Here is a 22,159-nt window from a genome sequence, read left to right as displayed (position 1 = left end):
TTTTACATGCGGGCCTTTGCCACCGCATGGCCGGACCCAATTGTGCAACAAGCTGTTGCACAATTGCCGTGGGGTCATATCACCGTTCTTTTGGACAAGGCAAACACTCGACAGCATCGGGATTGGGTATGCCGGTGCCGCAGTTGAGTACGGATGGTCCCGCAATGTCCTGCTGAACATGATCATGAACCGGACACGGGAAAGATTTCGAGTTTCTCGGCTTGTCGGGGGACTTGCCGAACGGGATCTGGAACAGGCCCTGACTCACCGAATCACCGAAACCCTCCGGGAACTCGGGCCGGGTTTCTCGTTCGTTGGTCGGCAGGTTCACTTCGATGTCGAAGGCGACGATGACTTCGTTGACATGCTGTTCTTCCACACCCTCGTCGATGACATGCTTCGCCGTGAGCATCACAACGAAACGATTGGCATTCTGATCTGCGGCACCAAGAACGACCGCAGCGTCAGGTACAGCCTCGGGCGCTCTACCTCACCGATGGCAGTCGCTGCCTACACGTACGACAAGCTCCCCGCTTCCGAACAAAAGGCCCTGCCCACCGAAGGGCACCTGGTCGCTGCCCTCGAGTGGGCAGAACCTGACGAGGGACAGGCCGAGCCCACTTAGGCGGTACGGCAACAATTGCGGTCACCCCCGCCACGGCGTGAACCGCGGCCACCACCCGCGGACATTGTGTTTGTAGTTCAGGTACTGCTCTCCGTAGGTCTGGGTGAGGGGTGGAGTTCGGAGGTCGGCGCTCCGGTCACAGGCATCGACATCAGCCAGGCCTAACAGCGCACCAAGTACTGCAAGCACAACAGAAGCGTTCGACGGCGGGTGGCAATCCGCCGTCGAACGCTTCGGTTTCGTGGAACTAGCTCAACACAGGTTCGGACAAAGGCGCGCGCTGTACCTTTCCACGAACCACAATCAATGCGACCAAAGCGATCAGGATGTAAATCATGTTGGCCGGCCCGGCTAGCACCAGGAAGGGGCTCTGGGGACCGGCGGCTGCCTGGTCAATGCCGCCTGTGGCGAGGAACAGGGTGGGATCGTACAGTGCGTGAAGGATGATGGGCCAGATCAGGTTGCCGGTGACGCGCAGGGTCAGGTACATGCAGATTCCGAACCCGAAGGTGAAACCAACAGTCACCAGGACTGTGACGATCGGTTGTCCGGAAAGGGCGTTGGCTGCGTGCAGGAGGGCGAAGATCAGCGATGAAAGCACCATGACCACCCACTCGGACTTCCCTGAGTCCCGCAGCATTTTCACTACGATGCCACGCGTCAGCACCTCTTCGGCGAAGCCGACTAACAAGCCAGTGAGGAGGGTGACCACCACCACCGAGGCCTCATAGCTGCCGTAATCGATGCCGAGGAAGCGAAGGACGATGGCTGCCACCAAGAAGAGCGGCGCCACCCACATCCACCACTTCCCCTTGATGGGCTGCGGCGCGAAGAGTGGCCTGAGCCAGCCTGTGGAGGACAAGAAGGCCAGCAGCACCACGCTGCCAACAATCAGCGGGAACGTGATGCCGAAGAACACACTCTGAGGCGTGCGGAAGATGTCCTCCGTGTCTATCTGGTCTCCCGCGATCGCACCGATCAGCAGGCCGGCGCCCAGATAGAAGGCCATGTAGAGCACCACCAGGAGAATGGACCGCCACCACCCGCCCCGGTTCCAGAATGCTTTCCAGCCGGATGTGCGTGCGTCCTGCCCCATGTACGGTCCCCTTTTTATGGAATGCGGGATGCGTTTGCCCCCGCTAAAAACCTACTGCATCCAGCTCCTGCGCCGATCGCCAGGCGTGCCGGTAATACTCGGCGTGCGCCAGCGTGGACGCGGCCTCTTCATCGATGATGACCGTGGCGTGGGGATGCTGCTGAACCACCGAGCCAGGCACGACCGAGGAGACAGGTCCTTCCAAGGCAGCTGCAACGGCCTGGGCCTTGTTCGCCCCGAAGGCCAGGAGGACCAATTGCCTGGCGCGGAGGATGGTCCCCAGCCCTTGGGTGATGCAATGCGTTGGAACCTCGTCAGGGTTGCCGAAAAATCGGGCGTTGTCCCTGCGGGTCTGCTCCGCCAGGGCCTTGATCCGGGTGGGTGAAGCCAATGAGGAGCCCGGTTCGTTGAAGGCGATGTGTCCGTTGGAACCGATGCCCAAAATCTGGAGGTCGATGCCACCGGCCCCGGCAATCAACGCTTCGTACTCCGCCCCGGCCTGGCCAATGTGTTCGCCAGTTCCGCGCGGTGTGAAGACCTGATCCGGATTCAATCCCAACGGCTCAACCACTTCGCGGGTGATGACCGAGCGGTAGCTTTCCGGGTGCTGCGGGGGGACCCCGAGGTACTCGTCCAGGGCAAAGCCACGTACGCCGGAAACATCGATCCGATGGTCACGGACGGCCTGCGCCACCGCTGCGTACGTGGACAGTGGGGTGGAACCCGTCGCCAGGCCCAGCACGGTAGCGGGGTTCGAACTGATCTTTCCAATGATGATGGAAGCGGCGAGGGAGCCGGCCTCGGCCTGGTCGCGGACAATGATGATTTCTGCCATGGGTTTCCTAACATTTTGGGTGCGTAACTAGCTGCCTACTGTCACGGGGACTCCCGTTTCGAGGCTCCTGTTGGTTGCTTCCACGATGGCCACGATGCTGAGGATTTCGGGCAGCGGCACATTGGGCCTGCCGCTGCGGCACGATTCCACGATGTCCTCAAGGAGGCCCACCAGCATCGGGGGGCCGGCTTCAATCCAGAAAGTGGCCAGACCCTCGGTGGTTTCAATCCGGCCCAGCGTGTGCGGGGTCCATTCAGATTCGCCGCTCATGGTCGCCACCCGGCCGTCGCCCCAGTCGACCGTCACGGAAACCTGGCCTGCAGCGGGTTCAGACCGCCCGGCGTCGACCGTCACTTTTCCGGAGCGGGTGGCGAGCGAACCCAGCGACGCGACGGCGAGGTCCACTAAATGCACCCCGTACCACGAGAAGCCGGGATGGCCAGGCTGAGTGGGTAGCGGTCCAGTGAGCGATACCCGGTGCGCGTCGGCAGCCCCTAGCGCCGTCTGGAATTCGCGCGCAAAGCGCTTCGGCGAACCCGCCAGTACCAACGAACCCGAGGCTTCGGCCCAAGCCAACATGCTCCGCGCCTCAGCAAGGGACGGCGCAAAACGGGTATCGACGTAAACAGGCTTTCCGTACCGGGCAACCCGCCTGAAGTACTCCGGGTGGGTGCGTGCATCCGAGGCCACGATCAAGAGCGCGTCGCATGCCTCGGCCACAGCTTCGGGGGAGTCGCACAGGGTGACGCCAAGTCCGCTGACTTCGTCCGCGAAGGCGTCGATGCGGTGGAGGCTTAACGGAAAGTCCGACGCCGGTTCCCCCTTCCAAGCGTGCGTCACCGTGCCGCCGGGGACCACACCGTCCACGCCATTGCCGAAGAGGCGCGTAAAGGACGGCGCGTGCGGGGAGTCGACACCGATGAGCCCAAAACGGATAGGTGCGGCAGACGTCATCCTTTGACCCCGCTATGCGTGATGCTGGCGACGATGTGCTTTTGCAGGAGGGCGAAGATCACCAGGCACGGTATGAAGCTGACTAGCGTTGCTGCCATGACGTTGGACGTGGAGGCGGTCTCTGTGTTCAACGTTGCCAAGCCCACCGTGAGTGTTCTGGCCGCGTCCGACTGGCCCACCACCAAGGGCCACAGGAGATCATTCCAGTGCCACAGGAAGACGAAGATTGCCAGAGTCGCCAGCACGGGGCGGATCAGCGGCAGGACGATCTGCCAGAACGTCCGCCATTCACCGGCGCCGTCAATGCGGGCGGCATCGAACAGTTCCTCGGGCATGTCCCGCACGAACTGCCGGATGAGGAAGATCGCCTGGGCGTTAGCCAGCGTGGGCAGGATCAGCCCCCAGAGGGTGTTCACCCCGCCCATTTTGGAGATGAGGATGAACGTGGGGATCAGGGTGGCTTGGACGGGCACCATCATGGTGGCGATGATGGCCCACAGCAGCGCGTTCCGTCCCGGGAACCTCTTGCGGGCCAACGCGTAGGCGGCCATGGATGCCGTGAGCAACACAACCACCACGGACACAGCCGAGTACAGGAACGAGTTCCAGAGCCAGAGAGGAAACTCGCCCACGTTAAAGATGCGGACAATGTTGTCCAACGTCAGCGACGACGGCAGCGCATACGGCAACGTGGGGGCGTCGGCGGGGGAGAGCGCCAGCACTGCAACGGCAATGAGCGGTGCAACGGTGAAAAGCGAGATTACTGCCAACACCCAGGTCAGGGTGCGCTGGCGGCGCTTCTCGGTATTGCGCCTTGGGCTGTGCCCGGCGGGGCTTTGGGCGGGACGTCCGGCGGGGTGACGCCCACCAGCTGGAGTGGAAAGGGTGGCGGTCACTTGGAGTCCTTACCTTCGAAGAAGCGCTGCTGGATGAGCGAGAGGATGAGCACAATGACGAACAGCACCACGCCGATTGCCGATGCGTAGCCGAAGTCGAAGAACTTGAAGCCTTCATCGAACAGGAAGTAGATGAGGCTGTGGCTGGCCCGGGCGGGTCCGCCGCCGGTCATCACGTAGATGGTGTCGAAGACCTGGAAGCCGACGATTGTCTCGATGACCAGGACAAAGAACACCACGGGCTTCAGGAGCGGCAACGTCACGTACCAGAACGATTTCCACGCGCCGGCCCCGTCAATGCGGGCGGCTTCGTGGACTTCAGCGGGCTGGGCTTTAAGGCCGGCCAGAAAGATCAACATGGAGTAGCCGAAGCCTTTCCACACTGAGACCACGGCCAGGGACAAGAGGACCAGCAGTTGAGGGCCTGAGGTGAAGGGAACGGGTCCCATGCCCAGGCCGCCCAGTGCGGCATTGAGCGGGCCGTCGGTGGAGAAGATCCAGGTCCAGATGATGCCGGCCATCACGAACGAGCTCAGGTACGGAATGAACAGCAGCGCCCGGAAGGTGCCGGTGAACCGGACCAGTTTGTCCAGGAGGACGGCGCCGGCCAGTGACACGGCGATGATGAACGGAACAAAAATCGCCACGTACAGGAATGTCACGCGCAAGCTTTGCCAGAAGTTGGGGTCCTCGGCCAGGCGCACGTAATTATCTGCGCCCAGGAACTCGAAATCACCGTTGAGGCTGTACTCGGTCAGGCTCATGGCTCCGGCCCCAAAGATGGGGAGGAATTTGAAGAGGCCAAAAATGATCAGCGTGGGAAGGACGAACAGGATGCCGGCCAGCGCCTCGCGGCTGCGGGCTTTCTTGGCCCCGAAAGGCTTGAGCTGTGGGGCCGTCAACTCGGGATGTCGGCCGGCCAGCGTGTTTCTGGTTCGGGTGTTTATGGACATGGGGTGACCAATCGGTGGTGGGGCCGGGCTTAGGATGCCGAGCGCTGCAGGATGCCGCGGGCTTCCGTGGCTGCACGGTCAAGGGCTTCTTTGGCGGTGACATCACCGCGGAGGGCGGCCTGGATGTTGGGAGCGAGGGCACCCATGACCTGGCGTGCAACAGGTGAGGATTCGCCGGGGTTGGCGGTCTTCAAAGCTTCTGCCATGGCCAGGGAGTCCGGGTCTGTGCCCAAGGCCGCGGCGTCGGTCCGGGTGGGGAGGTTTCCCGCGGCGGCATTGAGGGCCTTCTGGGACTCGGCCGAGCTCAAGTAGCTCATCACCTTGTAGGCGGCTTCCCGGTTTTCCTTCTTGTTGATGGAGGTCAGTGCCAGCAAACCTGGGTTGCCGTAGGTCGCCTGGACTTTGCCTTGCAACGGAGCGCCCAGTGCAACGTTTTCGGCTCCGAGCGCGGCACGCATTTGCTTCAATTCCGGCAACGACGTGGTGGCTCGCATCGCGGCCTTGCCGGTGGCGATCGGAGCACCTTCAACCTTGGGTCCATCGGTGGCCGCATCCGCGGGAAGCCCGCCGAGCTTCTTCAGGTCAATCAGTAACTGGAGTGCCGAAACACCGGCCTCGGAGTCGAAGGCGATGTCCTTGGCGTCATCGGTGAAAACCGTTCCGCCGGCCTGCCACAGCAGCGGATAGAAGGACAGGTTGAGCGTCTGCTCGGGGCTTCCGGCGTAGTCCATCACGGCGACGCCCTTCTTCACCAGAACCGGCGCCGCGCTGCGCAGGTCATCCCAGGTCTTGGGCAGCGGTACTCCTGCGTCCGCGAAGATCTTGGTGTTGTAAGCGGTGGTGTTGATGTTCTGGAACAACGGAACGCCGAATACTTCGTCGTCGAACGTCGCGGCCTCCAGCGTACCGGGATAGAAGCTGTCCTTGTCCTGCTCAACCGCCTTATCTACTGGCAGCAGGCCGCGGACGTTACGGTACGTGGCTGCTTGGTCAGGCGTAATAAGTACGACGTCGGGTCCCGAGCCTGCGGCAAGTGCCGCCGAGATCTGGGCGTCCCGCTTGTCGAACGTCTGGAGCTCGATGGTCAGGTCGATTCCGGGGTTGGCCGTCTCGAAGCTTGCCTCAGTGTCCTGCCAGAACTTCTTGCTGGCGGTCTCGTCCTTGATGACGGGGTACATCCAGAGCGTCACCTTGCCGGTGGCCTGGCCGCCGTCGGACGTTGACGAACCAGATGAACCGCAGGCGGTGAGCGTTAAAGCAGCGGTAACGACGACGGCTGTGGCCAAAGTGGCGGTGCGCATTTTTCGAGTAAACATGGTGGCTACTTTCGGGTGAGGGTGGCTTCGTGGATCGCGTCGAGGGCGAGCTTGTGGCGGCTGGCTGCTACGGGGGCGGTAAGGAGGGGATCGCCGCATTCCCGCATCCAGTCGAAGAGGGTTGCGGAGAGATCCCTGAGGATTTCCGACTGCTCCGGCTGGCCTGCGATGTTGTCCAGTTCTTCTGGATCCACGGTGAGGTCGTAGAGTTCCAGCGCCGGGCTGGTGCCGATGGTTGGCCCGCCAAGGTCTGCCGGCAGGCTGCGGTGAATCCAGGATTGGGTGGGATCCATGGCGCGTGGTGCGTTGGAGAAGTTGACGATCAGCTTGTGCGTGGATGTCCGCACTGATCGTTTGGGGTCGTAATACGTGTGGTAACTCAACTGGCTGAAGCAGTGGCTTCGCGGAGCCTCCCCTGCTTCGACGGCCGGACGCAGGCTGGTCCCGGCCAGGCCTTCCGGGACGGGCAGTCCGGCCAGCTCCAGCAAGGTGGGCAGGACGTCCACGTGGCTGACGATGTCCGTCACGCGTTTCCCGGACCATGCCGCGTTGCCGGGGTGGCGAAGCATCAGCGCAACGCCCAGTCCGGCGTCGTACAGGGTGCATTTGGCGCGGGGCAACGCAAGGCCGTGGTCGGTGGTGAACAGCACCAGTGTCTGGTCTCGGAGGCCCAAGGAATCGAGTTCCGCGAGAATGCTGCCCACGCCTTCGTCCATGTGCTTCACAGCGCCCTGCAGTTCGGCGATTTCCTCGCGGGCGCCATCGTTGTCCACCAGGTGGGCAGGGACTGTATGCCCCCGCGAGACGTCCGGGTTCACGCCGTCGGCCAGGAACCCCATGACGCCTGGGCGGTCCCGCTCGGACGGCACCCGATGCGGTTCCGTGAAGCCCACCTGCAGGTAAAAAGGACGGTCGCTGCCGGACATCCGACGCAGTGCGTCAGTGGCGCGATGCACGACGACGTCCCGCGCACCTCCCGTACGGGCGCGGTCGAAACCAAGCCTGCTGGCCACTACATCGTCGGCCAGAACCCGGGATTCATGGTGCACACCAACCAGCTCGGTCTGATAGCCGGCCGACTTCAACCTGTAGGCGATGTGCTGGGAGGGTTCGTTCAGGTCCCAGCCGAACGGCTCGTGGGTGAGGCCCAGGACGCCGTTGCTCTGCGGATACGTCCCGGTGAACAGTGAGGCGCGGGCAGGGCTGCAGTGCGGGGCCGTGGCGAAGGCCTGTTCGAAGAGGGTGGATTCATCTGCCAGGGCGTCCAGATTGGGTGTGGAGACGGTCTCCACTCCATAGGTGCCCAGGAAGCGGCCCAGATCGTGGCAATGGATCAGGAGGATGTTGCGCATTTTCAGCCCATTCGTTCGAGGTCGGTGCGGGTGAGGGCGTGTTCCAGGGGTTCGCCGCTGATGTAGCGGCGGAGTTCGTCAACCACAATGGCGCCGGCCCGGCGTCGGGAGTCCACGGTGGCCCCTCCGAGGTGGGGCGTGAGGAGCACGTTGGGCAGCGAACGCCAGGGGTTGTCCGTGGGCAGGGGCTCTTGGTCGAAGACGTCCAGCGCTGCATCAATCCGGCCCGAGTGGACCTCTTTGTAGAGGGCTTCCATGTCCACGATGGTGGAGCGGGCAGTGTTCACCAACGCGGCCCCGTCCGGAAGCAGGGCTAGTTCGGCAGCGCCAATGAGACCTTCGGTTTCCGGAGTGGCCGGTGCATGGATAGCCACCACATCGCTGCCAGCCAGCAGATCGTGCAGGGTTGCTGAGTGGGCTGCGAGGGGATCTCCCGCGGGAATGTAGGGGTCACAGACGGACACTTTGGCGCCGAGTGCCAGGCAGGCGTCGATGTAGCGGCGTCCTGTCCTGGACGCTCCAACTACTCCGATGCGGGCCCCGGAGATTTCGCGGGCCCTGCTGACGTTGCGGGCGTCGTCCCAACTGGCACCCGTCCGGAGGCTGTGATCGAGCAGGTGCACACGGCGCAGCAAATTTAGCGTGAATGTCAGCGATAGTTCTGCGACGGCCGGTGCCATGGCTGCGCCCGCCTGGGAGATGGGGATGCCGGCGGCCCAGAAGGTGTCGCTGACCAGGGCGTGCAGCGAAGACGCTGCATGGACGACGCACTTGAGGTTCGGCGCCGCTGCCAAGTGTTCGGCGTCGAGACGGGGGAATCCCCAAGCGGTGATGAATGCGTCCTTGTCTGCGGCAGCGGCCGCGAAAGCATCCAAGGACTGGAGCTCGGCGGGGGCGATTTCAGTGATGTCGCCCAGCTCGCTGAGGGCAGTGCGGGTTTCGGGAGAGATGAACGCTGCCCGTTCGGCGTCCGGGATGCTCAGCAGGATCCGCAGCCGGAGTGCTGTGGGGGGCGAGGAGGGTGATGCAACGCCTTTGTTGATGTTCATGTGACCGAGATTGCCAGCTTCAATATCTTTTGTCAATGACTAAAGTAAGTACAATGGACAGTGTGAAGACATCCGGACCGCGGATGCCAGAATGGGGGAGATCCCTTGCGACGCAACAACAGGAGCCACGAGCTATGAAGCCACGCGCAGGCAGCAAGGCCCTGATCCGCGAGATCAACGAGGCCCTGGTGCTGGACATCGTCCGCACACAGGCGCCGGTATCCCGCGCTAAAATCACGGTCCAAACCGGTTTGAGCGCTGCCAGCGTCACCGGGATCACCGGCAAGCTGGTCCACTCCGGGCTGCTGGTGGAGACCGAGATTGCGCCCAGCACGGGTGGCCGTCCGGCGCGTCTCCTGGAGCTGGGGCGCGAAGGCGTCTTCGCAGCTGGGGTGAGGCTGTCCGCCACGGAGGCGCACGCCGTCGTGGTCGATTTGCGCGGCGACGTGGTGGCAACGCACAGCGAGCCGTTGGCATCCACCGAGCCTGGCGAGGCGGCAGCGGCCGCTGCCCGGGCTGTTCGATCTGCGGCAGGGCAGATGGAGTCCAGGCTGATCGGGGTGGGCGCAGCCGTTTCCGGCGTGGTGGATCAGGCCGGCGGTCTGGTGCGGCATAGCGGGGCGATGGGCTGGACTGACATCAAATTCCAAATGCTTCTTGAAGAGGCTGTGGGCCAAGCCGTCGTTGTGGACAGTTTCGTCAACGCCTACGCACGCGGTCTGCTGTTCGACGACGTTTTCAAGGGTCGCGAAATGCTCATCTTCAGCGTCGGCACCAGCTTGGGGGCCGCCGTCGTGATTGAAGGCCGTATCCAGCGCGGCTTCAACGGCGCGGCTGGCGGCTTCGCCCATTCGCGTGCGATCACCGGACCCGGGCCGGCCAGGCCGTGCCACTGCGGAGCCGAAGATTGCTGTGAAACCCGCGGCAGCCTGTGGGGCATGCAGCAGGAGCTGGAGCGAAGCGGCCAGAACCGGCACATAGACCCCGACGTCGATTCCAGCCTGATTGCCGACGCCGCCTTGCACCTGGGTATTGGCATGGCGAACGCCGCCAAGGTCCTCGGGCCCGAGCAGGTGGTGGTGGGCTTCGCGCCCGAAGCTAATCTGGGGACGTTTGCCGAGCAGACCAAGCACGCGTTTATGAGTCAGTACCTTCACGCCAACACTCCGCCTCCACTCTTTGATGCAGCCATCGCAGATCCTGTGGCCCTGGCGCGGGGTGCTGCGTGCTCGGTGCTGGCTGGCTTGTTCACAGCCAGCCCAACTGGGTAGCAGCAGATGTGGTTTTGAGGGTTCAGAACGGCATCTGCTGCTACTTGCATGGGGCTAACGCCGCATGGTTTGCATGGCCTGCTGATCGTCAATCCGGACAAGGTTCGGGCCGCGCAGCGTATACAGCAAGCCGTCTTCATCCGCCGTGATGTGCGGTCCGCTGTACCAACCGCCGTTGATGTCAGCAACAACAACAGAGGCGGCGAAAGTGATCGGATCTATGCGGAAAACCGTGGTGTCGGAGACGCCGTAAACCATCCCGCGGCTGACCTGAAGAGCGCCGAAGTCCGTGCACACCGCGCTCAGGTCACCCCGATGAACCACCTGCCGGGTATCCAGATCGATCACGAACAGGCCGGCAGCCTTGCGGGACATGCCGTAAAGGAATTTGCCATGGATCGCCATGGCCGCAATGCCCTGGGGCTGTCCTGGATCCAGGCGCCACAACTCCTGGTTCGCCACGGGGTCCCAGGCCACTACGGTGCTGCGGGGACCGGTGGCGTAGATGTTGTCGCCACCCAGGTAGGCCACTCCGTCCTTGGTCGCCACGGCACGGACCATCTGGAGGGCATCGATCGGGTTGACCTTGGTGATGACCTGCGTGGTGGAAGGCTTGTAGGCGGCGAAGCAGCCGCCACCTCCGGTGTCGTTCTGGGCTCCGGCAATGACCAGCCCGTTGACTGCGTCCCAGCAGACATCCAAGGGGCGGTTCTGCCCGGCGGGCAACGCGGCCACTTGGTAGGGCAGTTGCCCGGTGGCGGGATCGTAGGCGTAGATTCCTCGCGAGTTGTACTGGCCCGTGTAGAGGACACCGCCTACCATCACGGCGTCCTTGGCTTCACCTGTTGCCCGGAGATAGGACACCTGTTCCGTGGCCAGTTGGTGCCGGGCAATGGTTCCGGTGCCGCCCACATAGACGTCCCCGGCGCCCGCTGCGAGACCCATGCATAGCTGGGGTCCGCCCGGCGCCCCGGCCTGTTGGAGGTCATGCTTGACGGCGGTCTTCGCCACGGGATCGATCTCAATGACGTCGTAGGAAGACACTGTGAGCGCCTTGCTGCCGTAGACGTCCAAGCCCCACATGGCGCCCACATCTTCCGTGAGGATTTGAGTGATCTTCTTGGTGACCATGTTGTAAGACCACACGCCCGGTTCCTTGACGAAGAACACGTCGTTGCCCAGTTGCCTGAACATGACGCCCGTCTTGGCGATGATGGTGTACTGGGCGTGGTTGGCAAGGTTGATCAGCACGGACTTACCGGGGCCCTTGACCCCCACTCCGAGCTGCCCGTTCAGCACGCTGAGGGAGGTGACCGAGACCCCGGTTGCCACTTCTGCCGGCAGGATGTTGGTTGACGTCTTCGTGGTCCGGTCGAAGGCGAACAGGCGGCCGGGACTTGATCCGTTGCCGCCTCCCAGCGTGCTGCCCGTGCCGAAATACACGTGGCTGGCAGTGGCCGCCACAGCTTGGGCAATGGTGGCTCCGGGGTCCGGTATGCCCCAGCTGGTCATGGCATTCGTGGCGGGATCGAATTCCCACAGGGAGGGTGCATTGGTGGTTAGCCCTCCGCCGGCAAGGTAGACCTTTCCGTCAGGGGCCACGGCCAGTGCCCGGATGTCGCGGTCTCCGGTTTCGCCCACGCCCACTGCCGGTGCGTTGGGCGTGCTGAGGTCCCAGCGGTACAGGTTCGGCTTTCCATCGATTCCATCGCGCAGAACACCTGCGTACAGGTAGCGGCCGGTGGAGTCGGCGGCCAAAGCCTGGATGCTGTACCCCGAGCCGAGGTCTGTCCGTGACGTGATGGTGCCGGTGGGGAGGTGGTATCCAATCACCCGTACCGGGTTCAGGTTGCGGGACCCGATGTAGACGGTGTCGCCCACCAGCAGCGAGCTCATGAGGGAAAACTGAACGACGGCGGGTCCGAGGTCGGTAATCTGCGGGGCGCCTGTGGTCTGCCTGCCTGGCGCGGCTTGGGCGGCTCCAGAGGACATTGCCGACAAGGCTGCGGCCAGTCCGCCGATACCCCCGGTCTGCAGCAATTGACGACGATTGATGGCGAAAGTGGACATGGAAGATCTCCTCATTGAGTGTCCCGTGGGGCGTTTCCAAGAGTGTTATTCGTGCTGTGGGGACGTTTCCGGAGGCGTCCTGTGCACTCCATCCAGCGTTTCAGCCAGCCATCAGGAAATCCATGATTCGAACATTTTCAGACATCCCACGTGTGGTGGTCCGCAGGATCAGCACGCTGTCGGCGGGCTCCATCAGCGCGGACCGTCCGGGATTACCGCCTGAGAGGGACACCGCCTCGCCACCAGGCCACCGTGGCGGCAGCAGCTTCCGCTAAGGGAGTCGGCTGGAGACCCAGGAGCTTCTGGCTCTGCGAGGAATCCATCACGAATGGGCGCTCAAACTGGTACAGCAATTCGGCGAGCTCGCGCATATCCGTGGAAAAAATACCCGCCACCCGCAACACCCATCCGGGCACGGTGCTCACCTTGGGTGCAGCAACGCCGGCGGCCTCCGCATGCGCTGCGGCCATGTCCCGCTGCGTGACGGCCGGGCCTGTGGGGGCGTGCAGCACAGTGTTCCACAGCTCGGGCTGCCGGGCTGCTGCGATCATGGCGGCGGCCAGGTCCGGGACGTACGTGAAGGAGTGCGGCTGGTTGATGGACCCAATGAACTGCACTGCCTTGCCTGCCAGGATGGGTGTCACCATCCGCTCCCCGGCATGTGCCATCTTCACGTGGGGTCCGAAGAAGTCGCCGGCAACAACGCTGACGGTGTTGGCGGCATGCGCCTGCCGTGCTGCCAGCAAGGCGGTCCGGATGCCGCGCTTCCCGCCCGTGGCTGTCCGGGGACTTGCTTCGGTCATCACGCGGTCAGGCTCGCTGTACGAGTAGAGACTTTCGGGGAAGACGACGACGGCGCCCGCGGCTGCCGCGGCATCCATCACCACTTGCTCGGCCCGGGGGAGTTCGGCGGCCCATGACGCTGCACGGTAGGCCGATCCGTGGATGCAGTGGAATACCGCCGCGGCACCTGCCACTGCTTCAGTGAGCCGCGCGGGATCGGCGGCATCCACGCGCATGCGCTCCACCAGGGGGTGGTCCGGTCCGCTGCCTGAGCGAGTCAAAATGCGTACTTGGTGACCCTGCTCGGCCAGTTGTTCGGCGACCGTGTATCCCACGGGCCCTGCTCCTGTGACGACGTACATGATGATCCTTCTCCCGCGTTCGTTATCTGGAAAGCTAAACAAGAGCAGTGCTCTCTCAATCAAGAATGACCATCATCAGAGCCAATGTCAAGAGCACTGCTCTCGTTTGTTCACAGCGCTCTCTGTTATGGCAAGCTGGTGGCATGACGACTGCCGAACCCGCCGCAGCTAAGACCAAGGCCAAGCCACCAACGCCGCGGGAACGGGCGCGCACGCAAACCATCGCGGACATCATCCGGCTGGGCCGTGAACACCTTGCGGTCCACGGCGCAGCCGCTCTTTCCCTGCGCGCCGTGGCGAGGGACCTGGGCGTCGTATCTTCTGCCGTGTATCGGTACGTCGAGAACCGCGACGAGCTCCTCACCCTCCTGCTCATCGACGCATATAACGAGCTCGGTGACGAAGTGGATGCTGCGGTAGACGCCGTCCCCGGGGATGACTTCCCCGGGCAGTTCCGGGCACTGAGTAATGCCGTCCGTGCCTGGGCAATCCGTGAGCCTGCCAGCTACGCCTTGCTTTTTGGCAGCCCCGTCCCTGGATATCAGGCGCCGGGGGAGCGCACCACTGTGCCCGGAACGCGTGTCATTGTCCGCCTCGTCGGGATCTTTGATGCCGCCTACCGCGCGGGTGCCCTGTCCGCAGAGGTGACTCCCGCCGTCGTGATTCCCCCGGCGTTGGCTGAAGACCTGGCGGCCATTCGCGCCGAGATGAATCTCGCGGCCCCTGACGCGTCGTTGGCGCGCGGTGTCCTGGTGTGGACGTCAGTGTTCGGGGCTATCAGTTTTGAGGTTTTCGGGCAGTACGGGCCGGAGACTTTCAAGGCCCGCGATGAGCTTTTTGAGCATCAGTTGGGCGTGCTGCAGGGCGTCGCCGGGCTCCAAGGCTAGGGCGCTACAGTATTCAGATGGTTCGTGGACTGGCAGACATTGGTGCGGAAGGTGTTCTTCTTGCCGGTGCGGGCCGCGCAATTCTCCTGCAAATCGCCGACCCAAGGGTTGGCCATGGCGTTGCGGACCACAGCAATTTTGCCGAGAGGCCGCAGGACCGGCTCCGGGCCACGCTGAGCTACGTCTACGCAGTGGTGTACGGCACCGAAGCCCAAGTTGCGGCAGTGCGCCGGGCGGTCAACCGCGCCCACGCGCCGGTACGCCGCGGTCCGCACGGCAATTCCAAAGGGTACAACGCCTTCGATGCCGATTCGCAGCTGTGGGTGGTCGCCACCCTGTATGACACCGCCGTTACCGTCTACGAGCAAGTTCACGGACCGCTCGACGACGAAACTGCCGATGCTATGTATAGGGACTATGCGCGGATCGGGACAGCGCTGCAGCTTCCACCGGACAAGTGGCCTGCTGATCGCGCTGCCTTTGCAGAATACTGGGACGCGCACGTGTCCAGACTGCAGCCCGACGAGAAAGCCCGCAAAATCGCCGGAGATTTGCTGCACCCTTCCGCGGGCCCGGCACTGATGCGCTTGGCCATGCCGCTGGCGCGCTTCCTCACGGCCGGCCTATTGCCGGAGCACGTGCGTGAGGGTTTCGGATTCACCTGGGGCCCAGGTCAGGCACGGCGCTTCGAGCAGACCATGCGTTTGGTGGGACGCGTGTATCCGCGGCTGCCGCAACGGCTCCGGCACTGGCCCAAAGACTACTACCTAAGCCACATTAAGCCCGAGGCGCCCCATGCGTAACTTCACCTCGGTTGAGCAGTCCATTGACGACGCCGCTCACCGCTACCTGGACCGCACTCGCGGTGGCCGTCTGCGGGCCGGGCTGACCGAGTTTGTGGTCTTCGGGCTGAAGCAGGCGTGGGCGTGCGTGTTCGGGGCGGCGTTGCTCGCGGTGATTATCGCGGCCCGGCTTTGGTATCCGGACAACGCGGGCCTTGCCCGGAACGACTTCCTCACCCTCGCTGCCGTCGTTATCCAGGTTCTGATGATCTCTTTCAGGCTGGAGACGCTGCGGGAATTGCGGGTGATCCTGCTCTTCCATGTGGTGGGGACAGTGATGGAGCTGTTCAAGACGGACGTCGGATCCTGGGCGTACGAGGCGGAAGGTGTCCTGCGGATCGGGGCTGTTCCACTGTTCAGCGGCTTCATGTATGCCGCCGTGGGGTCCTATATGGTGCGGGTGTTCCGGCTGTTCGACCTTCGCTTTGACCGGTACCCGCGCCGCTGGATCACGGCCCTTGTTGCTGCTGCGATTTACATCAACTTCTTCTCGCACCACTACATCTTTGACGCGCGCTGGGTGCTGCTGGCCGCCGTCGTGCTTGTCTACGGGCGGTGCGTGATGCACTTCCGGGTGTTCCGGCGTCGTTTCAAGATGCCCATCCTGGTCTCGTTCCTGCTGGTGGCGCTGTTCATCTGGTTTGCGGAGAACATCGGCACGTGGTCCCGGGCATGGCTGTATCCGAACCAGCTGGAGGGCTGGCAGGCGGTCTCCATTGACAAACTTCTGGCATGGTTCCTGCTGATGATCATCTCCGTGGTGCTGGTGGCGTGGGTGTACAAGCCGGAGCCGCTTGACGCTCCTGCTGAGGTGGCTAGACTTCGCCGCGTATCGCTTTGAGGGCAGCGCGCCGGGCCTGAAGCAAGGGTTCGACGTCGGACACCCGGCTTAGACGGACGGCTTCCGGTGGAGGCGGGTTGCGATGGGCATGAATCACTCCGCCTTCGCTGCCGTCCATCTGCCAACTGCCCAGCATCACCGGTCCGTTCCAGTCTGCGAAGTGGAACAGCGGGAGCTGGTGTGCGCCGTCGCGGACCTCTTGATCCAGGCGGTCATGCATGGCCCAGAACTCGTCCGGAGCCAGGTATCCAGTGATCTCCATCGCGCCAGTCTGTCAGTTCACCGTGGGCGAAACCAGCCCTTGGGCCGCGTGATTCCGGGGATTCCTGGCGGCCTCCATGCAAAGTTGAGCGTACCTCACTCAACTTTGGATTGACTTAAATCTGAGGCTGAGTACAGTTGAGTGCAGAACGCTCAACTAGCCGATTGTTGAGCAGGCTTCCGGCACGGAGACCGCCCTGCGGACCGCTGCCAAGGGCAATCTCCAACATCGGCCATTGAAAGGAAACAAGATATGTCACGTGCAGTAGGTATCGACCTCGGAACCACCAACTCCGTGGTCTCTGTTCTCGAAGGTGGCGAGCCCACCGTCATCGCCAACGCAGAAGGCGGCCGCACCACGCCGTCCGTCGTTGCGTTCTCCAAGTCCGGCGAAGTCCTGGTTGGCGAAATCGCCAAGCGCCAGGCCGTCAACAACATCGATCGCACCATCGCTTCGGTCAAGCGCCACATGGGCACCGACTGGAACGTCGCCATCGATGACAAGAAGTACACGCCGCAGGAAATCTCCGCGCGTATCCTCATGAAGCTCAAGAACGACGCCGAGAGCTACCTGGGCGAAAAGGTTACCGACGCTGTGATCACCGTTCCGGCCTACTTCAACGACGCCGAGCGCCAGTCCACCAAGGAAGCCGGCGAAATCGCAGGCCTCAACGTCCTCCGCATTGTCAACGAGCCCACCGCGGCCGCACTGGCATACGGCCTGGACAAGGGCAAGGAAGACGAACTCATCCTGGTCTTCGACCTCGGTGGCGGTACCTTCGACGTCTCCCTCCTCGAGGTTGGCAAGGACGAAGACAACTTCTCCACCATCCAGGTCCGCGCAACCGCCGGTGACAACCGCCTCGGTGGCGACGACTGGGACAACCGCGTCGTCGAGTGGCTCCTGAGCCAGCTCAAGGTCAAGGGCATCGACCTCTCCAAGGACAAGATTGCCCTCCAGCGTCTCCGCGAAGCTGCAGAGCAGGCCAAGAAGGAACTGTCCTCCTCCACCAGCACCAACATCTCCCTCCAGTACCTCTCCGTCACCCCCGACGGCCCGGTTCACCTGGATGAGCAGCTCACCCGTGCCAAGTTCCAGGACCTCACCAAGGACCTGCTGGACCGCACCAAGAAGCCGTTCCAGGACGTCATCGCTGAAGCCGGCATCAAGGTTTCGGACATCGACCACATTGTGCTCGTTGGTGGCTCCACCCGTATGCCTGCTGTCTCCGAGCTCGTCAAGGAACTCGCCGGCGGCAAGGAGCCCAACAAGGGCGTCAACCCGGACGAAGTTGTGGCCGTTGGTGCCGCACTGCAGGCCGGTGTCCTGAAGGGTGAGCGCAAAGACGTTCTCCTCATCGACGTCACCCCGCTGTCCCTCGGCATCGAAACCAAGGGTGGTGTCATGACGCACCTCATCGAGCGCAACACCGCTATCCCCACCAAGCGTTCGGAGACCTTCACCACCGCTGACGACAACCAGCCGTCCGTGGCCATCCAGGTCTTCCAGGGCGAGCGTGAATTCACCCGCGACAACAAGCCGCTGGGCACGTTCGAACTGACCGGCATCGCTCCGGCACCGCGTGGTGTTCCGCAGGTTGAGGTCACCTTCGACATCGACGCCAACGGCATTGTCCACGTGTCCGCCAAGGACAAGGGCACCGGCAAGGAACAGTCCATGACCATCACCGGTGGCACGGCACTGTCCAAGGACGACATCGACCGCATGGTCCGTGAAGCCGAAGAGCACGCTGCAGAGGACAAGGCCCGCCGCGAAGCTACGGACACCCGTAACTCCGCAGAGCAGCTCGCCTACTCGGTGGACAAGCTGATCGCCGACAACGACGACAAGCTGCCTGAGGAAGTCAAGACCGAGGTCAAGGCCGACGTCGACGCCCTCAAGTCCGCGCTGGAAGGCACCGACGACGCCGCCGTGAAGACTGCGTTCGAGAAGCTCCAGGCCTCCCAGACCAAGCTTGGCGAAGCCATCTACTCGCAGGCCGCCGCAGCTGACGCTCCGGGTGCCGGTGCTGAAGGTGCCCCTGCCGGTGAGAAGGCTGACGAGGACATCGTCGACGCCGAAATCATCGACGAAGACGAAGCGAAGAAGTAGCCATGCCTCACCACGGCAACGAAGCAGAGCACTCAGAAGGCAACGAGCCGCGCAAGCCTGTCATCCGGGACAACCGCAAGGTTGACCCGGAGACCGGCGCGGCCCGCCACCCCGATAACGAGGCTGCGGCTCCCACCGAAGGCAACGCCGCTCCCACGGACGGCGACGCCCTCTCCCAGGCTGAGGAAATCCTCAACGGGGTAGAGGTGCCGGCCGAGGAATCGGTAGCCTCCGGTGCCGCGGCTGAAGCCCAGGCAGCGGAGCTCCGCAACGACCTCCTTCGCCTTCAGGCTGAGTACGTCAACTACCGCAAGCGCGTCGAACGCGACCGCGCCGTAGCAGGAGAGATGGCCGTCATCGGCGTCCTGAACTCCCTGCTCCCGGTACTGGACGACGTCGATGCCGCCCGCCAGCACGGTGACCTCGAGGACGGCCCCTTTGCCGCCATCGCCACCAAGCTGGAGAACGCGCTGAAGACGTACGGACTGGAACGCATCGCGGACACCGGAGTCGAATTCGACCCCACCATCCACGAGGCACTCATCCAGCAGCCCGGCGAAGACATCGAGGTTGACACCGTCAGCCAGGTGCTGCGCTCCGGATATCGCTCAGGCGAGCGGGTCCTGCGTGCAGCCCAAGTGATCGTCGCGGTTCCGGCGTAGTCTCACCTTCCGCCTTCGCGGATGAGGGGGCCCCGCCCCTTCGCGTGGCGGCTTTAGTCCTACGGACTTAGCCGCCACGCTCCGGCAGGCCCGATGCCACTCCCGGGCCCCCTCATCCGCTGCGGCTTCGAGGTAGTCTCGCCGTACGCTTTGTTTGTTTTAGAAAGGAAACGCTCTTGGCCAGCCAGGACTGGGTTGAAAAGGATTTTTACGCGATCCTTGGTATTGCCAAGGACGCGTCCGACGCGGATATCAAGAAGGCTTACCGCAAGCTAGCCCGGGAGCATCACCCTGATACGAACTCGGGCGATGCTGCTGCGGAGAAGAAGTTCAAGGACATCTCCGAGGCTTACTCGGTGTTGTCCAATCCTGAGGACCGTCAACAGTACGATGCCATCCGTGCCATGGGTGGTGCCCGGTTTGCTCCGGGTGCCGGCGCCGGCCGGGGTGGCGCCGGAGCCAATGGCGGGTTCGAGGACCTCTTTGGCGGTCTGTTCGGTGGCGGACCGGGTGCCCGTCAGCCTGCGGGCGGAGGCATTCCTCCGGAGTTCGCGGACCTGTTCGGCGGCGGCTTTGGTGGCGCACCCACCGGGTTCCAGCGTGCACCGCAGAAGGGCTCGGACCGGACGGCCACTACGTCCATTTCCTTTGCCGGTTCCATCAAGGGCACCACTGTGAGCCTGCGGGAGAGCAATGGCAACGTGATCGACGTCAAGATTCCCGCTGGCATCAAGGACGGTCAGAAAGTCCGCCAGCGGGGCAAGGGCAACGCCGGTCCTGCGGGTAATGGAGACCTCATCATCACGGTGAGCGTGAAGCCGCATGACTTCTTCCACCGCGATGGCGACAACATCCGCATCCACGTGCCCGTCACGTTTGCGGAGGCGGCGCTCGGCGCCACCATTGAGGTGCCAACGCTCGACGGCGATACCGTCAAGGTGCGTGTTCCGGCCGGAACCCCATCAGGCCGTACCCTCCGTGTGAAGGGCCGCGGCGTGAAGACGTCCAAGTCCACCGGCGATCTTCTGGTCACAATCGACGTCGCAGTTCCGCAGAACCTGAACAAGGAAGCGGAGGAAGCCGTGAAGGCCTTCGCCGCCGCCACCACGGACGCGAACCCGCGTCAGGACCTGGCCGCGAAGGCCCGGTTGTAAGGAGGCGATCATGGCAATCGACGTCAACCAGCCGATCTTTGTCATCTCCGTCGCAGCGGAGCTTGCCGACATGCATCCGCAGACGTTGCGCCAGTACGACCGCTTGGGCATCGTCTCGCCCAGTCGCGCGCCCGGCAAGTCCCGCCGCTATTCGCAGAACGACGTCAACAAACTGCGGGAGGTCCAGCGCCTCTCGCAGTCCGGCGTCTCCCTTGAGGGAATCAAGCGCATTCTGGACCTCGAAAACCAGGTAGCTGCCCTGCAGTACCGGGTGGCTGAGCTGACGGAGGAGTTGTCGCGCCGCCGTTCACCGGTGGATGCCCGGATTTTCGCGGCAGGTGCTGCGGGCGACGTCGTCAGCCTTGCCCGTGGGCAGCGACCCCGTGCGAGGTCGCAGGCCGTTGTGGTGTGGCGGCCGCGGCAAGGCGAGAACCTGTAAGGTTCCGGTTCCAGGACTTAGGCTTCAGGTTCCCGGGCTAGGGCAGTGTCCTGTCCCAGCTGACCACAACCCTGGCAGCGCCAGCCTCGGTCCGCTCCACGTTGACCACAATCTGCGACTCCTTGGCACCCATTTCCCGGATCTGCTGCTTGTAGTCCTCCACATGCTCCAGCAGCGATTCTTCAGTCCATTCACCCGGGCGCATCCTCGTGGAGATCTCCACAGGCTCTTCCGGTACCAGGATTTCCGCCGGCTGCTCCACGTGGGGTGGTGAAGCCGGGGCTGCTTCCACCCGGGATGCTCCCGTTGCTTGGCGGAGATCCGGTTGGCGCCGCCGGTCCTTTGCCGGTTCAGGCTCGCCTGGTGGTACCAGCATCCGGAAACCGAAAATCCCGCCCGCTATTCCCGCGACGAGACCTGCGGCGATGAGCCAGATGGCCCGTCCGGGTCCGCGGCGTTTGGAAACGGGTCCAGGGAGGTTTGCTGCTTGGGTGGCGCTTCGTCGTGCCATGGGAGATCAACTTTCCAGTCGGCGGTGGGGTCCGTGCTCATGGTGCGTCAGAGTCCTGCCCCACCATGGTAAGCATGCTTAGATCCATTGGTAAGTTGCGATTCCGCCCGCTTCATCCGCGAATGCCTCCGCCCCCGATTCCCATCTTCGGGAACCAGGGGCGTAAGGGCGTGTGAAGTACCTCAGCCGGCCAGTTGCTGCAGCGCGAACTCGACATCGACGTCGTCGTCCATCTGCTTCACGATCCGGCCTGTCTCGTCCACATCCTTGTACCCTGCGTGACTGCGGGTTTCCGCCGATTCGCTCAGCAGGGCCGCGTTGGACCGCTGGTACAGCTCAAGCCAGACCACTCCCGGTACCGGAAGGCCGTTCAAGTGAGCGTCGGTGATGCGCCGGGTACGCGCGGCGCGGCGTTTGGCCGCCTCGGTGTCGTTTGCTGGCTCTGCACTGACCACCACAGTGTTGGAATCTTGGACGGACACAGAGATTCGGCGGGAATCGAGCTCAGGAACAGTATCCAACGCCTGCAGCAACTCAGGGGCCGTGACGTTGGATACGGAAATTTCCACCGTGCCACGTTCAAGGATGATGTCCCGCAGAGCCGGAATCAGGAGTGCAGAAAGTCTGCCCGAGCCATCAACGACGACGATGGGCCCGGCTTCGTCGTAACGCACAGGCTTGCTGGGGAGAGTGAGCGGCTGCGCGTGGATGAGTTGGAGCAGACCGAGACCATGAACCTCGGCAGCCAAGAGGGCGTCGCGGGCGGCAGGTACTTCTCCTGGCAGGGCGCCGGATGCCACCAGAAGACGCTCCAGGATCAGCCTGCATTCGCGCACCGACATGGCAGCTTTGCCCGGCGGGGGTGTCAGTTTGGAATCGCTCATTGT

24 protein-coding genes are annotated in these 22,159 nt (G+C 63.3%); 10 read left to right on the top strand and 14 right to left on the bottom strand.

Annotated elements, in window-relative coordinates:
* The first annotated feature begins 6 nt into the window (after positions 1-6).
* Positions 7-147 carry a hypothetical protein gene (locus ABI796_RS17265; RefSeq protein ID WP_373091839.1) on the top strand — a complete coding sequence of 47 codons (141 nt, stop codon included), beginning with the start codon at positions 7-9 and terminating at the stop codon, positions 145-147.
* Here the strand turns inward: ABI796_RS17265 and ABI796_RS17260 are convergent.
* Entirely contained in the window at positions 80-379 is a 300-nt protein-coding gene (locus ABI796_RS17260) for a hypothetical protein (protein WP_373093024.1), read from the bottom strand. The two genes, ABI796_RS17265 and ABI796_RS17260, sit on opposite strands and share 68 nt — an antisense overlap.
* Between ABI796_RS17260 and ABI796_RS17255 the strand changes: the two genes are divergently transcribed.
* The gene (locus ABI796_RS17255) at positions 260-625 is read left to right on the top strand and encodes a PDDEXK nuclease domain-containing protein (protein WP_373093002.1); all 366 of its coding nucleotides are present in this window, start codon (positions 260-262) and stop codon (positions 623-625) included. The genes ABI796_RS17260 and ABI796_RS17255 overlap by 120 nt on opposite strands.
* A 247-nt stretch (positions 626-872) precedes the next feature.
* On the opposite strand, the gene ABI796_RS17250 is transcribed toward ABI796_RS17255, so the two are convergent.
* Genes ABI796_RS17250 through ABI796_RS17215 form a run of 8 tightly spaced genes read right to left on the bottom strand, consistent with a single transcriptional unit; the run spans position 873 to position 9,076 of the window.
* The gene (locus ABI796_RS17250) at positions 873-1,721 is read right to left on the bottom strand and encodes a CPBP family intramembrane glutamic endopeptidase (RefSeq protein WP_141280608.1); all 849 of its coding nucleotides are present in this window, start codon (positions 1,719-1,721) and stop codon (positions 873-875) included.
* 43 nt (positions 1,722-1,764) lie between these two features.
* Positions 1,765-2,556 carry a glucosamine-6-phosphate deaminase gene (locus ABI796_RS17245; protein WP_141280611.1) on the bottom strand — a complete coding sequence of 264 codons (792 nt, stop codon included), beginning with the start codon at positions 2,554-2,556 and terminating at the stop codon, positions 1,765-1,767.
* Between the two features lie 27 nt (positions 2,557-2,583).
* The gene (locus ABI796_RS17240; protein WP_141280613.1) at positions 2,584-3,510 is read right to left on the bottom strand and encodes a Gfo/Idh/MocA family protein; all 927 of its coding nucleotides are present in this window, start codon (positions 3,508-3,510) and stop codon (positions 2,584-2,586) included.
* Positions 3,507-4,406 (bottom strand): carbohydrate ABC transporter permease, encoded by a 900-nt coding sequence (locus ABI796_RS17235; protein WP_246095630.1) that lies wholly within the window; start codon positions 4,404-4,406, stop codon positions 3,507-3,509. Before ABI796_RS17235 ends, ABI796_RS17240 begins: the two co-directional genes overlap by 4 nt.
* Complete coding sequence (locus tag ABI796_RS17230) at positions 4,403-5,359, bottom strand: carbohydrate ABC transporter permease (protein WP_017200048.1); 957 nt, start codon at positions 5,357-5,359, stop codon at positions 4,403-4,405. The genes ABI796_RS17235 and ABI796_RS17230 overlap by 4 nt, the downstream gene beginning before the upstream one ends.
* A 29-nt stretch (positions 5,360-5,388) precedes the next feature.
* Positions 5,389-6,660 carry an extracellular solute-binding protein gene (locus tag ABI796_RS17225; RefSeq protein ID WP_141280615.1) on the bottom strand — a complete coding sequence of 424 codons (1,272 nt, stop codon included), beginning with the start codon at positions 6,658-6,660 and terminating at the stop codon, positions 5,389-5,391.
* 20 nt (positions 6,661-6,680) lie between these two features.
* Positions 6,681-8,027, bottom strand: coding sequence for a sulfatase (locus ABI796_RS17220; RefSeq protein ID WP_141280617.1), 1,347 nt, complete (start codon positions 8,025-8,027; stop codon positions 6,681-6,683).
* 2 nt (positions 8,028-8,029) lie between these two features.
* Positions 8,030-9,076, bottom strand: coding sequence for a hydroxyacid dehydrogenase (locus tag ABI796_RS17215; protein ID WP_141280619.1), 1,047 nt, complete (start codon positions 9,074-9,076; stop codon positions 8,030-8,032).
* Between the two features lie 134 nt (positions 9,077-9,210).
* Here ABI796_RS17215 and ABI796_RS17210 point away from each other — a divergent pair, with 134 nt between their 5' ends.
* The gene (locus ABI796_RS17210) at positions 9,211-10,347 is read left to right on the top strand and encodes an ROK family transcriptional regulator (protein WP_141280621.1); all 1,137 of its coding nucleotides are present in this window, start codon (positions 9,211-9,213) and stop codon (positions 10,345-10,347) included.
* Between the two features lie 54 nt (positions 10,348-10,401).
* On the opposite strand, the gene ABI796_RS17205 is transcribed toward ABI796_RS17210, so the two are convergent.
* Both ABI796_RS17205 and ABI796_RS17200 read right to left on the bottom strand, forming a co-directional pair.
* Positions 10,402-12,417 carry a hypothetical protein gene (locus tag ABI796_RS17205; RefSeq protein WP_141280623.1) on the bottom strand — a complete coding sequence of 672 codons (2,016 nt, stop codon included), beginning with the start codon at positions 12,415-12,417 and terminating at the stop codon, positions 10,402-10,404.
* A 212-nt stretch (positions 12,418-12,629) separates the two neighbouring features.
* Entirely contained in the window at positions 12,630-13,562 is a 933-nt protein-coding gene (locus ABI796_RS17200; protein WP_141280625.1) for an NAD-dependent epimerase/dehydratase family protein, read from the bottom strand.
* Positions 13,563-13,705: 143 nt separating this feature from the next.
* On the opposite strand from ABI796_RS17200, the gene ABI796_RS17195 reads away from it, so the two are divergent.
* Genes ABI796_RS17195 through ABI796_RS17185 form a run of 3 tightly spaced genes read left to right on the top strand, consistent with a single transcriptional unit; the run spans position 13,706 to position 16,132 of the window.
* Complete coding sequence (locus ABI796_RS17195) at positions 13,706-14,449, top strand: TetR/AcrR family transcriptional regulator (protein ID WP_141280627.1); 744 nt, start codon at positions 13,706-13,708, stop codon at positions 14,447-14,449.
* Positions 14,450-14,466: 17 nt separating this feature from the next.
* The gene (locus tag ABI796_RS17190) at positions 14,467-15,252 is read left to right on the top strand and encodes an oxygenase MpaB family protein (RefSeq protein WP_141280629.1); all 786 of its coding nucleotides are present in this window, start codon (positions 14,467-14,469) and stop codon (positions 15,250-15,252) included.
* Positions 15,245-16,132 (top strand): DUF817 domain-containing protein, encoded by an 888-nt coding sequence (locus tag ABI796_RS17185; RefSeq protein ID WP_141280631.1) that lies wholly within the window; start codon positions 15,245-15,247, stop codon positions 16,130-16,132. The genes ABI796_RS17190 and ABI796_RS17185 overlap by 8 nt, the downstream gene beginning before the upstream one ends.
* On the opposite strand, the gene ABI796_RS17180 is transcribed toward ABI796_RS17185, so the two are convergent.
* Positions 16,107-16,394 carry a hypothetical protein gene (locus ABI796_RS17180; protein ID WP_141280633.1) on the bottom strand — a complete coding sequence of 96 codons (288 nt, stop codon included), beginning with the start codon at positions 16,392-16,394 and terminating at the stop codon, positions 16,107-16,109. The genes ABI796_RS17185 and ABI796_RS17180 overlap by 26 nt on opposite strands.
* Before the next feature lie 252 nt (positions 16,395-16,646).
* On the opposite strand from ABI796_RS17180, the gene dnaK reads away from it, so the two are divergent.
* The 4 genes from dnaK to ABI796_RS17160 all read left to right on the top strand — a co-directional run bounded on the left by dnaK (position 16,647) and on the right by ABI796_RS17160 (position 20,761).
* Positions 16,647-18,506, top strand: a complete 1,860-nt coding sequence (gene dnaK, locus ABI796_RS17175; RefSeq protein WP_141280635.1) for a molecular chaperone DnaK — start codon at positions 16,647-16,649, stop codon at positions 18,504-18,506.
* 2 nt (positions 18,507-18,508) lie between these two features.
* Positions 18,509-19,168: a nucleotide exchange factor GrpE gene (locus tag ABI796_RS17170; protein WP_141280636.1), complete on the top strand. Its 660-nt coding sequence runs from the start codon at positions 18,509-18,511 to the stop codon at positions 19,166-19,168.
* A gap of 176 nt (positions 19,169-19,344) precedes the next feature.
* Complete coding sequence (locus ABI796_RS17165; RefSeq protein WP_141280638.1) at positions 19,345-20,322, top strand: DnaJ C-terminal domain-containing protein; 978 nt, start codon at positions 19,345-19,347, stop codon at positions 20,320-20,322.
* Between the two features lie 10 nt (positions 20,323-20,332).
* Positions 20,333-20,761, top strand: a complete 429-nt coding sequence (locus ABI796_RS17160) for a heat shock protein transcriptional repressor HspR (RefSeq protein WP_141280640.1) — start codon at positions 20,333-20,335, stop codon at positions 20,759-20,761.
* Positions 20,762-20,798: 37 nt separating this feature from the next.
* Here ABI796_RS17160 and ABI796_RS17155 read toward each other — a convergent pair whose 3' ends face one another.
* Positions 20,799-21,272, bottom strand: coding sequence for a hypothetical protein (locus tag ABI796_RS17155; protein ID WP_246095631.1), 474 nt, complete (start codon positions 21,270-21,272; stop codon positions 20,799-20,801).
* A 182-nt stretch (positions 21,273-21,454) separates the two neighbouring features.
* Positions 21,455-22,156 carry a hypothetical protein gene (locus ABI796_RS17150; RefSeq protein ID WP_141280641.1) on the bottom strand — a complete coding sequence of 234 codons (702 nt, stop codon included), beginning with the start codon at positions 22,154-22,156 and terminating at the stop codon, positions 21,455-21,457.
* Positions 22,157-22,159: the final 3 nt, after the last annotated feature.

Source organism: Paenarthrobacter aurescens (assembly GCF_041549525.1).
Lineage (GTDB): Bacteria > Actinomycetota > Actinomycetes > Actinomycetales > Micrococcaceae > Arthrobacter > Arthrobacter aurescens.
This window is presented reverse-complemented; position numbering and strand designations above follow the sequence as displayed.

What these genes read in the sequence shown, in the direction of transcription:
- ABI796_RS17265 (WP_373091839.1), top strand. Translation starts at nt 7, where the DNA reads ATGCGGGCCTTTGCCACCGCATGGCCGGACCCAATTGTGCAACAAGCT.
- ABI796_RS17250 (WP_141280608.1), bottom strand. Translation starts at nt 1,721, where the DNA reads ATGGGGCAGGACGCACGCACATCCGGCTGGAAAGCATTCTGGAACCGG.
- ABI796_RS17245 (WP_141280611.1), bottom strand. Translation starts at nt 2,556, where the DNA reads ATGGCAGAAATCATCATTGTCCGCGACCAGGCCGAGGCCGGCTCCCTC.
- ABI796_RS17240 (WP_141280613.1), bottom strand. Translation starts at nt 3,510, where the DNA reads ATGACGTCTGCCGCACCTATCCGTTTTGGGCTCATCGGTGTCGACTCC.
- ABI796_RS17230 (WP_017200048.1), bottom strand. Translation starts at nt 5,359, where the DNA reads ATGTCCATAAACACCCGAACCAGAAACACGCTGGCCGGCCGACATCCC.
- ABI796_RS17225 (WP_141280615.1), bottom strand. Translation starts at nt 6,660, where the DNA reads ATGCGCACCGCCACTTTGGCCACAGCCGTCGTCGTTACCGCTGCTTTA.
- ABI796_RS17220 (WP_141280617.1), bottom strand. Translation starts at nt 8,027, where the DNA reads ATGCGCAACATCCTCCTGATCCATTGCCACGATCTGGGCCGCTTCCTG.
- ABI796_RS17215 (WP_141280619.1), bottom strand. Translation starts at nt 9,076, where the DNA reads ATGAACATCAACAAAGGCGTTGCATCACCCTCCTCGCCCCCCACAGCA.
- ABI796_RS17210 (WP_141280621.1), top strand. Translation starts at nt 9,211, where the DNA reads ATGAAGCCACGCGCAGGCAGCAAGGCCCTGATCCGCGAGATCAACGAG.
- ABI796_RS17205 (WP_141280623.1), bottom strand. Translation starts at nt 12,417, where the DNA reads ATGTCCACTTTCGCCATCAATCGTCGTCAATTGCTGCAGACCGGGGGT.
- ABI796_RS17200 (WP_141280625.1), bottom strand. Translation starts at nt 13,562, where the DNA reads ATGTACGTCGTCACAGGAGCAGGGCCCGTGGGATACACGGTCGCCGAA.
- ABI796_RS17195 (WP_141280627.1), top strand. Translation starts at nt 13,706, where the DNA reads ATGACGACTGCCGAACCCGCCGCAGCTAAGACCAAGGCCAAGCCACCA.
- ABI796_RS17190 (WP_141280629.1), top strand. Translation starts at nt 14,467, where the DNA reads ATGGTTCGTGGACTGGCAGACATTGGTGCGGAAGGTGTTCTTCTTGCC.
- ABI796_RS17185 (WP_141280631.1), top strand. Translation starts at nt 15,245, where the DNA reads ATGCGTAACTTCACCTCGGTTGAGCAGTCCATTGACGACGCCGCTCAC.
- ABI796_RS17180 (WP_141280633.1), bottom strand. Translation starts at nt 16,394, where the DNA reads ATGGAGATCACTGGATACCTGGCTCCGGACGAGTTCTGGGCCATGCAT.
- dnaK (WP_141280635.1), top strand. Translation starts at nt 16,647, where the DNA reads ATGTCACGTGCAGTAGGTATCGACCTCGGAACCACCAACTCCGTGGTC.
- ABI796_RS17170 (WP_141280636.1), top strand. Translation starts at nt 18,509, where the DNA reads ATGCCTCACCACGGCAACGAAGCAGAGCACTCAGAAGGCAACGAGCCG.
- ABI796_RS17160 (WP_141280640.1), top strand. Translation starts at nt 20,333, where the DNA reads ATGGCAATCGACGTCAACCAGCCGATCTTTGTCATCTCCGTCGCAGCG.
- ABI796_RS17155 (WP_246095631.1), bottom strand. Translation starts at nt 21,272, where the DNA reads ATGGCACGACGAAGCGCCACCCAAGCAGCAAACCTCCCTGGACCCGTT.
- ABI796_RS17150 (WP_141280641.1), bottom strand. Translation starts at nt 22,156, where the DNA reads ATGAGCGATTCCAAACTGACACCCCCGCCGGGCAAAGCTGCCATGTCG.